The 8,645-nt window shown below is 43.1% G+C and carries 14 protein-coding genes; 10 read left to right on the forward strand and 4 right to left on the reverse strand.

Annotated features, from left to right (window positions below; translation table 11 throughout):
- Positions 1–325: hypothetical protein (locus tag AACQ83_RS22600; protein WP_158537819.1), on the forward strand; the 325-nt coding region annotated here is incomplete at its 5' end.
- A gap of 51 nt (positions 326–376) precedes the next feature.
- On the opposite strand, the gene AACQ83_RS22605 is transcribed toward AACQ83_RS22600, so the two are convergent.
- Both AACQ83_RS22605 and AACQ83_RS22610 read right to left on the reverse strand, forming a co-directional pair.
- A complete protein-coding gene (locus AACQ83_RS22605; RefSeq protein WP_036847759.1) occupies positions 377–715 on the reverse strand; it encodes an SWIM zinc finger family protein in 339 nt (112 codons plus the stop codon).
- A gap of 28 nt (positions 716–743) precedes the next feature.
- Entirely contained in the window at positions 744–986 is a 243-nt protein-coding gene (locus AACQ83_RS22610) for an Arc family DNA-binding protein (RefSeq protein ID WP_036847756.1), read from the reverse strand.
- 120 nt (positions 987–1,106) lie between these two features.
- Here AACQ83_RS22610 and AACQ83_RS22615 point away from each other — a divergent pair, with 120 nt between their 5' ends.
- Positions 1,107–1,262 carry an Arc family DNA-binding protein gene (locus AACQ83_RS22615; protein ID WP_157890154.1) on the forward strand — a complete coding sequence of 52 codons (156 nt, stop codon included), beginning with the start codon at positions 1,107–1,109 and terminating at the stop codon, positions 1,260–1,262.
- Positions 1,263–1,327: 65 nt separating this feature from the next.
- On the forward strand, positions 1,328–2,032 hold the full coding sequence (locus AACQ83_RS22620) for a P22AR C-terminal domain-containing protein (protein ID WP_445260538.1): 705 nt from the start codon (positions 1,328–1,330) through the stop codon (positions 2,030–2,032).
- A 60-nt stretch (positions 2,033–2,092) separates the two neighbouring features.
- Here AACQ83_RS22620 and AACQ83_RS22625 read toward each other — a convergent pair whose 3' ends face one another.
- Together AACQ83_RS22625 and AACQ83_RS22630 are read right to left on the reverse strand one after the other, a co-directional pair.
- Positions 2,093–2,464, reverse strand: coding sequence for a helix-turn-helix domain-containing protein (locus AACQ83_RS22625; RefSeq protein WP_112879718.1), 372 nt, complete (start codon positions 2,462–2,464; stop codon positions 2,093–2,095).
- Between the two features lie 2 nt (positions 2,465–2,466).
- The gene (locus tag AACQ83_RS22630) at positions 2,467–2,769 is read right to left on the reverse strand and encodes a type II toxin-antitoxin system HigB family toxin (RefSeq protein WP_036847750.1); all 303 of its coding nucleotides are present in this window, start codon (positions 2,767–2,769) and stop codon (positions 2,467–2,469) included.
- Between the two features lie 93 nt (positions 2,770–2,862).
- On the opposite strand from AACQ83_RS22630, the gene AACQ83_RS22635 reads away from it, so the two are divergent.
- The 7 genes from AACQ83_RS22635 to AACQ83_RS22665 form a co-directional block, all read left to right on the forward strand.
- Positions 2,863–4,263 (forward strand): DNA circularization protein, encoded by a 1,401-nt coding sequence (locus AACQ83_RS22635; protein ID WP_112879719.1) that lies wholly within the window; start codon positions 2,863–2,865, stop codon positions 4,261–4,263.
- Positions 4,260–5,336, forward strand: a complete 1,077-nt coding sequence (locus AACQ83_RS22640; protein WP_112879720.1) for a phage baseplate assembly protein — start codon at positions 4,260–4,262, stop codon at positions 5,334–5,336. The genes AACQ83_RS22635 and AACQ83_RS22640 overlap by 4 nt, the downstream gene beginning before the upstream one ends.
- Positions 5,336–5,923, forward strand: coding sequence for a phage baseplate assembly protein domain-containing protein (locus AACQ83_RS22645; protein WP_112879725.1), 588 nt, complete (start codon positions 5,336–5,338; stop codon positions 5,921–5,923). The genes AACQ83_RS22640 and AACQ83_RS22645 overlap by 1 nt, the downstream gene beginning before the upstream one ends.
- Positions 5,920–6,366, forward strand: a complete 447-nt coding sequence (locus tag AACQ83_RS22650) for a phage GP46 family protein (protein ID WP_112879721.1) — start codon at positions 5,920–5,922, stop codon at positions 6,364–6,366. Before AACQ83_RS22645 ends, AACQ83_RS22650 begins: the two co-directional genes overlap by 4 nt.
- A complete protein-coding gene (locus tag AACQ83_RS22655) occupies positions 6,356–7,495 on the forward strand; it encodes a baseplate J/gp47 family protein (protein WP_112879722.1) in 1,140 nt (379 codons plus the stop codon). Before AACQ83_RS22650 ends, AACQ83_RS22655 begins: the two co-directional genes overlap by 11 nt.
- Positions 7,492–8,088, forward strand: coding sequence for a YmfQ family protein (locus AACQ83_RS22660; RefSeq protein ID WP_112879723.1), 597 nt, complete (start codon positions 7,492–7,494; stop codon positions 8,086–8,088). The genes AACQ83_RS22655 and AACQ83_RS22660 overlap by 4 nt, the downstream gene beginning before the upstream one ends.
- A gap of 49 nt (positions 8,089–8,137) precedes the next feature.
- Positions 8,138–8,645 (forward strand): phage tail protein (locus AACQ83_RS22665; RefSeq protein WP_240000901.1); only part of this gene is annotated, 508 nt, incomplete at its 3' end.

The following is an 8,645-nucleotide window of genomic DNA, read 5'->3' on the forward strand; positions in this document are numbered from 1 at the left end:
AAAAACAGGACTAAGAACTACAATGAGGGTGCTGTCTATTGTTATCCCTATTACCTTGGTTTCTGCATTTTTTATAATGGAAAACGCCGTCAGTAAAGGTTGCTATAGTAATGAGCAGAATTTTTATGAAAGGAAAGATGCTCTTTGCTATGGAACTGGCAGAATCACACAAGTGACCATAGGTGATAGGAATCTTGAAATAGATCGCTTTATGGTTTTATCAAAAAACAAGGTAGTCATTCATACAAAAGATGGCGGTGATTTTGTTGGGTCATATGCGAACGGTACGTTCATTGTGAAGTGGCTTGATGATTTAGTTTATTAGATATAAGTTCAGCATTGCAGTAAGCCCCGCTTGGGGCTTTGATAATAAACTTTATCCACCGCGCATCACTTTAGCGGCATTCCTTTTCGCAAGTGATATCGCTCTTTTTATATCATCTAGCAGAGACTCAGCTCTTTTGATATCTTCAAGTGCAGCTTCTATAGATGAATTTGGCAGCCATTGCTTTGAAATGATATCCACCTGTTGAATATTGTCGCTGACAATATTTCGAGTATCTCCATTTATTATGTTGATCCTATGTTTGCAGTACATTCCGTTTTCGCCTGCCGGGCAAGTGCAGAATGCTAGGAAATCTTTTCCGTCTTTTATAAAAGTAGCCTTATATGGCTCTTCCGCTGATCCTTGCACGAGAAAATTTATTTTTTCCATGAAACGCCTCATGAGCTGAGTTTATCAACTATTTCTTGGTTTCTATCAGTTTTTTGATTTTTTCAACATCCAACTCAATAGAAACCAATCTTTCTTCTATGCTTGGTTTATGAACTATATCTGAATTTTGAGAAATCCAATTTTCAATGGCCGCAACCATTTCGGCGTTAAGAGATCGTCCTGTTTTATCAGCAATTCTTGCCATTTCCTCTTTTAATTCAATAGGAAGTCTTAAATTAACTTGAGGGTGTTTGTATGGTCGCTTGGTCATTATGAGTTTCTATTATTCAGTTAACTACAAGATAGATTAAGTGCGTACCTATTGACTATCAATACGTACCATATTAATATGTATGCGTACCACATACAAAAGCAGACAAAGGAGATGTTAATGAAAGTGGCTGAACCCGTATCTGTTCGGATGCCAACAAAGCTAAAAGAGATTCTTCAATCGATAGCTGATGCAGGTGATAGATCTTTGAGTAAGGAAATTCTTCGGAGAGTGAAGGAGTCACTAAAAAATGAAGGGATAGTTATCCCAGAATGACAAAACCCCAAAGGCTAGCACCAATGGGGTCTTATAGTGGCCGGAAATCTTAGAGGAAAACCGACATGTCAAGTATAGCAATTAATGAAATGCATAACACTATCAATGCTGAAAATTTGCCTGTTATTACCCATAACAGCATTCCAGTAATTACTACTGAGTTGCTAGCTAAATTGTATGGGACTGAAATTATCAATATTCAAGTTAATTTCTCTCGTAATGCAGACCGTTTTATTGCCGGGAAGCATTATTTTAAACTTGAAGGCGAAGAGCTTAGGGAGTTAAAGCGCGAACTTACTCAAAGTAAGTCTGTGAAAATTGCTAGGAATGTCAGAGCGTTAACACTGTGGACAGAGCGCGGAGCAGCACGTCACGCCAAAATGCTGGAAACAGATCAAGCGTGGGACGTATTCGAAGCACTGGAAGATTTTTATTTTAACCAGAAAGAAGGTGAGTTCCTTGGAAAACAACAGGAATTACCAGTACCTCATAAAACTCAATTCACTGATGAAGAGTTGTGTAGTTTATGTTGGTTATGGAGAAATGCTGTTGAGATGATTAGTTCAATATCTGATGTTTATCCCATTTTTCGAGCAGCAGAGCATAGGCTTGCAGGTAAATACTATTCAATGCAACGTGAATATCCACGAAACACAAATATAGTCAGACGTTTGCTAGAAAGAGAGACAGCACATATTGAGTGTGCATCGTTTATTGATAATGACTGGCGAGTATTGCACAGTCTGAGAATTCCTAATAGTCCGTTCTAAGCCCAAAGCCAAGGATGGCTTAACAAATAACCCGCTCTAATAGCGGGTTACTTAGAAAAATTAAGCATGGGTTGCCGGTTTTATCAAGCTTTCCGCTGGTATTCCGAACATCTTATGTAAATTCCATACCATCGGTAGTGTAAGGTTACGCTTGCGATTAAGTATTTCATACACACGATTTACTTTACCAATCGCGGGTACCAAGTCTTTTGCTGTCAATCCAGATTGTTCCATTCTGAATTTTATAGCTTCAATCGGGTCTGGCGGGTCTATGTGATAGTGTTCTGCTTCATAAGCTTCAATAAGCAGCACCATTACTTCCATGTAATCAAATTCAGGTGTTCCGATTTCAGGCTGATTATCGAAAAGTGGCGAAATAGCCTTTAACGCTGCTTGATAGTCTTGTTCGGTACGAATAGGTTTAATGTTCATTTTTACTCCGGTTCTACGGTATTGGCATCTACAGTATCGTATTGTTTATGTGTGCCAATGAATTTTACGTACACCCAGCCGATGGGATAAACAATAGAAACTATCAGGCGGTAGCTGTTCCCTTTAATGTTAAATACCACGCGATTGTTTTTTAGAATACTTGCGTTACGGTACTGGGTTTTAATTTCAGCAGGGGTTTTCCAAGTTGCTTTCTTGGCCTCGTCAACCCACGCCTTTAACTGTTGTTCAGCATCGGGATACGTTTCCCAGAACTGTTTTAATGTACTGACTGAGATGATTTTCATAAAGTTATACTAGTCCCAATTTGGGATAAAAGCAACTATTTATGCCGCTTAATTGCGGTTTTTTTGTATCTAAAATAACCACAAGGTGGTGATATGCCATTGATTAAAGACGCCATTTCATCACTTTTGGGGAAAGATGAGGCTTGGAAATGGTCGGAACATTTGCATCCGGCATCATTCCGGGGTGTGCCATTTGCCGTAGTTTCAGGTGAAAGCGTTTTCGGCAGACGCCAGGCTGTGCATGAATATCCTTATCGTGATACGGCATGGATTGAAGACCTTGGGCGCAGTAGCCGAAAAATCACCTTGCGCGGCTTTATTATTCAAGACAGTAAAGTTTATTCCGCGCCGGATGTAATCACTCAACGTAATAATTTGGTGGCAGCGTGTGAAGAAGGAGTAAGTGGCACGCTCATTCACCCCACGCTTGGGGAGTTAACTGTCAGCGTCACTGAATCGGGCTTACGTGTAAATGAAAGTGCGGATAATGGCCGGGTGTTTGAGTTCACGCTTACAGTGATTGAATCTGGCCTGAAAGTCTTTGCTGTCACAAATAGCACGGCGGCAGACAGCAAAGTAAATACAAATTGGCTCAGAACGGCTACAACAACCGCTGCAAAATTTATCGCTATGGTGAAAGGCGAGATCCGCACTGTCACACAGGCCGTTAAAACTATAAAGCAGACCGTTAATTTCTGGGAAAACATGGTGCAATCGTCAATTGATGAAGTCACCAATCTTAGTGACATGTTGAATTCCACGTTCGGTAGCAAACGTTACGGCCGTTACAGCCGAGGCAAGATCGGCGGCTCTGTGTCCGGGGCAACCGGCGTTGTACTGCGAAACAATGACAGTGAAAACTATAAAAAGGTAGTCAATGAAAAAATGGCCGGGGCGGTGATGGGGCGAGAGGCAATATCAAAAGCCCTCTCACAACTCAACAATGCTAATTCGATTGAAGGGCTGGCTGGTGGGGTGCAGTTAGTTATCAATGTGATCATTAGCGTAACGGGCAGTACAGCAGAGAAAGTCCGGGTATTTGAAAATCTTGCCAGCTTTAAAAATACGCAATATCAGCAGAGTAGTGTTGATAGAGACGTAGCAGAAGCCACGACATTGTTACTCGTTGTTCTGTCTGCCGGGGCGATGGCGAAAACAGCAAGTGAGCTTATTCCGGCCAGTCGTGACGAAGCCGCAACCATTCAGCGACGTGTTTGTGAGTCTCTTGATAACGCGATCATTAAAGCGGGTGACTTAGCGGCTGATAATGTTTTCCAGGCTCTTGTTCAGCTACGTTATGAATTTGTTGAAAGTTTCTCGTTGAAGGATGCCAAGGGAAGATTAACCCAGTTTAACTTGCCTTCTGTATTACCTGTATTGAATATTGCTAACAGAATTTATCAAGATGCTGAACGCAGTGATGAATTGGTACAAGCCGTCTCTCCCATTCACCCGGCATTTATGCCCGTTAAGTTTAAGGCGCTGAAACAATGAAAGATGATGAGTTGTCGTTAGTGATCGGCGGGCGCCGTATTTTCGGATGGGACAGTGTACGGGTAACGAGAGGCATAGAACGATTACCCTCTGACTTTGATTTGATGTTAATGGATTATTACCCCGGCAATGATGAGAAGCAGCTTGTAGAACCGGGTGAAAAGTGTGAAGTGTTTCTTGGTGATGACAGAGTTGTAACGGGCTATATAGATAGCTGGAACCCGTCTATTTCTAAAAATAAACACGAAATCAAAGTTGCGGGACGGGGTAAATGTCAGGATTTAGTAGACTGCTCAGCGAAGTGGCCGAACAACGTTATCAGTCAGGCTACTCCGCTACAGATTGCTCAGAAACTGGCCCAATGGTACGACATTCAGGTGACCTCTGATGTTGATGACATGCCAACTGTCCCTCAGTTCACACTGAACTGGGGTGAGTCCTCGCAAGAAGTCATTGATCGCGTTACCCGGTTTGCAGCATTGCTCTACTACGACTTGCCTGACGGTAATTTAATCATGACGCGGGTAGGCACAGAACTGGCAGCGAGTGGGGTTGAGCAAGGGAAGAACGTCGAAACATCAGATTACAATAGTTCAATGAATGAACGGTTTTCTGAGTACACCGGACTTTCATTTGCTATTAGCGGACTCAATGAGACAAGTAATGATAGCGGTTATGATGTGGTCACGTTAGCAACAGCGAGTGATCCTGAAGCGAAAAAGATGCGTTATCGGAACTATGTCACCATTATAGAAAGTACGCTCATATCAGCAAAGCGATCACAAGAGTCCATTGATTGGGAAATGAACCGACGCTACGGGCGCTCAAAAGTGCTGAAAGTCACAATTGATAGCTGGCGGGATAGCAGCGGTAAATTATGGCAACCCAATACTCTAATTCCTATTCATATGCCTATTTTCGGCCTTGAGAATGAGCAATGGCTTTTATCAGAAGTGACATATACACGTAACGGTGATAACGGCACACAAGCGCAATTAGTCTTAATGCCTCCGGCTGCTTTTGCCGTACAACCGTATGAGTTTTACGCAATTTTGAGAGAGACGATCAGATGATGAATGATGCAATCAGAAAGTTATCTCGACGGGTTGAGATGATGTTAGGGCTTGGCAAAATTAAGACTTCACGCGATAGCGGAAACATTCAAGTTGTCCAGTATCAAACGCCGATTGAAGTCCGCGACAATACGGCAAGAATGGTTGAATTTGGTTTCTCGTCTGCATTGCCGCCTGGAACAGATGTTGTGATTGGTTATCTCGGCGGGGACCGCTCAAGTGCTGTTGTGATTGCAAGCAACAATAAAAAATACCGGCATAAGAATTTAAATCCCGGTGAAGTGGTGCTTTATAACCAGTGGGGCTTACACATCTTACTGACTGAGTCAGGGATCACAATTGAAGCTAAAGGCCAGCCGGTTACTGTGAATAATGCAACTCAGGTAACTATTAACGCAAGCGAGAGTGTGCTCTGTAATACGCCAATTTTAAAAGTTACTGGTGATATCGTCGATAACTGCAACAGTAATACGTCAACAATGAAACAGTTACGTGATTCGTATAACCGACATGCGCATAAAGTATCCGGCGTGGAATCAGGCAGTTCAACGGTGACGAGCCAGCAAACCGGGGAGCCAGTGAAATGAGTGATATTACTTCGTACTGGGATGTGAATAAAATTCATGCTGACTGGTTATCTGGGAACGGGGATTTGGTCACAGGCAACGACTTGCAAACCGCAATAATAATCAGCTTGTTTACAGACCGTCAGGCTCGTAGTGATGACGAAATTGACGGAGTTGATAGAAAAGGCTGGTGGGGTGATATCGGTTCAGATTATCAAATCGGCTCTCGATTGTGGCTGATACGGCGCCAAAAACTGACTGCCGCAGTAGCACTAAAAGCAGAAGATTACGCGCGTGAGGCGCTACAGTGGATGTTAGACGATGGTGTTGTAGCTTCTGTAAATATCAACACTCAAATCGTTTATCCGAACCGGTTAAACATGATTATTCGTTATCAGCGCCCCGGAAGAGAAAGCGAAGACTTAAGATTTTTCTGGGTATGGGAACAACATAATGCCATTTAAACGACAAACACTATCAGAATTGCGTGAGCAGAACCGCAGTTTTTTACAGTCTGAACTTGATGATGTTGGTACATTGCTAAGATATTCAAACATGGGCGTTCTTGCGGACATGGACGCAGGAATGTCTCATCTGCACTACGGTTATCTTGATTATATCGCATTGCAAACCACCCCCTTTACTGCAACAGATGAGCACTTAGCTGGTTGGGGGGCAATGAAAAAAGTCTTTCGTAAATCGGCTAACGCTGCGATTTGCAATGATTATTTATTTACTGGTACCGAGGGATCAATTATCCCGGCAGGGACGATACTAAATCGCGGTGACGGTTATCAATACAAAACTCTTTATGATGTTCGTATTGCGCAAGATGGCGCCGCTAATGCATTAATAACCGCGATTCTGCCCGATATTTCTGATGATGTGACGGGTGGGGGAAGTGCAGGTAACGCTGACGCAGGGACGACTCTGACTCTCGATCAGAGTATTGCCGGTGTTGATGTTCAGGGAAAAGCGGTAACGCCAATTATCGGCGGGGCTGACATTGAAAACGAGTCTGATTTTCGCTCACGGATTTTGCTTGCGTATCAAGGGCTTTTGTCCGGTGGTTCTGATGATGACTATAGGCTTTGGGCCTTATCCGTACCAGGCATTACTCGTGTGTGGATTCGGCGCCGGGCAATGGGCGCAGGTACTGTTGGCATTTACATTATGTGCGACAATAACGGCAAAGGCGGTTTCCCAACGGGTACGGATGGATTTTCCAGTCTTGAAAACTACGGAACAGCGGCAACAGGGGATCAAGCGAGAGTTGCCGATTATATCTATCCGTTGCAGCCAGTTACTGCGTTAGTGTGGGTTTGCTCCCCAATTCAACGTAAAATTGATATCACAATCAACGGGATATCTTATGTTAGTCGTGATGTGACAAGTGCCATAGCGGCGGCAATTGATAATGTATTTTTTGAAAGTGGCAATCCAGACGGGACAGGGAGAGTGCTTATATCCGAACTGCAATATGCGATTGCTGATGTGCCGGGAACGGCGGGATTTGTTATCGCATCTCCGACAAGTAACATTAAATTGGGGATCGGCGAGTTGCCTTTACGCGGCGAGGTTATCTATACATGAGTCGATATAGCGTAGAAGACTATACATCAGCATTAAACGGGCTATTGCCTGTTGGTCTGGCGTGGACTCGTCAGCATTCATCAGTCATGAGTGCCGTAGCAAAAGCAATTGCTCGCTCATATTATCGAAGTGATCGTGACGCGTGGGGATTAATTGAAGGCGCTTTCCCGGCAACGGCCACTATTATGTTGCCAGAGTGGGAAAAGTCATTAGGTCTACCCGACGATTGCGGTATCGGAGAAATTGATACTATTCCGCTCAGACAGAAAACCGTTGTCTCGCGATTATTAAGGGATGGCGGGCAGTCAAAAGAGTTTTTTATTAATCTGGCGGCAACGATGGGCTATACCATCACAATTACGGAATACCGACAAGCAAGGGCGGGCCAGTCAGTTTGTGGAGAGGCTTTGAACGGTGAAGATTGGCCGTTTACCTGGCGTATCAATGCCCCTAAAACTACCATCTTTTACGCTGTGGCCGGTGGAAGTTATTGCGGAGATCCGTTGCGTTCGTGGGGTAATAAACGGCTTGAATGTCAATTTAACCGTCTTTGCCCGTCACACACAATTTTACAGTTCGGTTACAGCAACTAATAACCCTTTATTTATTATTTTCAAATCACATTTATTGTGAGGTTTTGCTATGCAAAAAATTGGTGATATTACAAATACCGCAGATAAAAACGGTGAATTTACTAACGGCAATGTTGCTGCGGGTATTGCACCGACAATATTAGATGCAGGATGGTTTAATACCGTTCAGCGTGAATTAATTAATGCAATTATGGGAGCGGGAATTAAATTAGACAGTAAAAATGACAGCCAGCTTTTTGTTGCTATTAAAAAATTAATTGATAATAGCGCCGTAGAAATTCACGACGCCTCATTAACCCAAAAAGGCATCACCCAACTCACAGACAAAACAGGCAACAGTAATACCCTTGCAGCCACTCAGAAGTTAGTTTCTGATGTAAATGATAATGCAAATAGCAAACTTGCCAAATCCCAAAACGGCGCCGACATCCCTAATAAAAGTGAGTTTGTGAAAAACCTCGGCTTAGCAGAAACCGGCAATTTAGCTAAAAATGCGGTACCGAATAGTAGAAAAATTAATGGAAAAGCGTTAACCGGGGATATCAGTTTGAGTGCCG

This window comes from Photorhabdus sp. S10-54, assembly GCF_963878145.1.
Lineage (GTDB): Bacteria > Pseudomonadota > Gammaproteobacteria > Enterobacterales > Enterobacteriaceae > Photorhabdus > Photorhabdus kayaii.

Bases quoted from the DNA above. Each gene is read 5' to 3' on its own strand.
- AACQ83_RS22605 (WP_036847759.1), bottom strand. From the start codon at position 715: ATGGAAAAAATAAATTTTCTCGTGCAAGGATCAGCGGAAGAGCCATAT.
- AACQ83_RS22610 (WP_036847756.1), bottom strand. From the start codon at position 986: ATGACCAAGCGACCATACAAACACCCTCAAGTTAATTTAAGACTTCCT.
- AACQ83_RS22615 (WP_157890154.1), top strand. From the start codon at position 1,107: ATGAAAGTGGCTGAACCCGTATCTGTTCGGATGCCAACAAAGCTAAAA.
- AACQ83_RS22620 (WP_445260538.1), top strand. From the start codon at position 1,328: ATGTCAAGTATAGCAATTAATGAAATGCATAACACTATCAATGCTGAA.
- AACQ83_RS22625 (WP_112879718.1), bottom strand. From the start codon at position 2,464: ATGAACATTAAACCTATTCGTACCGAACAAGACTATCAAGCAGCGTTA.
- AACQ83_RS22630 (WP_036847750.1), bottom strand. From the start codon at position 2,769: ATGAAAATCATCTCAGTCAGTACATTAAAACAGTTCTGGGAAACGTAT.
- AACQ83_RS22635 (WP_112879719.1), top strand. From the start codon at position 2,863: ATGCCATTGATTAAAGACGCCATTTCATCACTTTTGGGGAAAGATGAG.
- AACQ83_RS22640 (WP_112879720.1), top strand. From the start codon at position 4,260: ATGAAAGATGATGAGTTGTCGTTAGTGATCGGCGGGCGCCGTATTTTC.
- AACQ83_RS22645 (WP_112879725.1), top strand. From the start codon at position 5,336: ATGAATGATGCAATCAGAAAGTTATCTCGACGGGTTGAGATGATGTTA.
- AACQ83_RS22650 (WP_112879721.1), top strand. From the start codon at position 5,920: ATGAGTGATATTACTTCGTACTGGGATGTGAATAAAATTCATGCTGAC.
- AACQ83_RS22655 (WP_112879722.1), top strand. From the start codon at position 6,356: ATGCCATTTAAACGACAAACACTATCAGAATTGCGTGAGCAGAACCGC.
- AACQ83_RS22660 (WP_112879723.1), top strand. From the start codon at position 7,492: ATGAGTCGATATAGCGTAGAAGACTATACATCAGCATTAAACGGGCTA.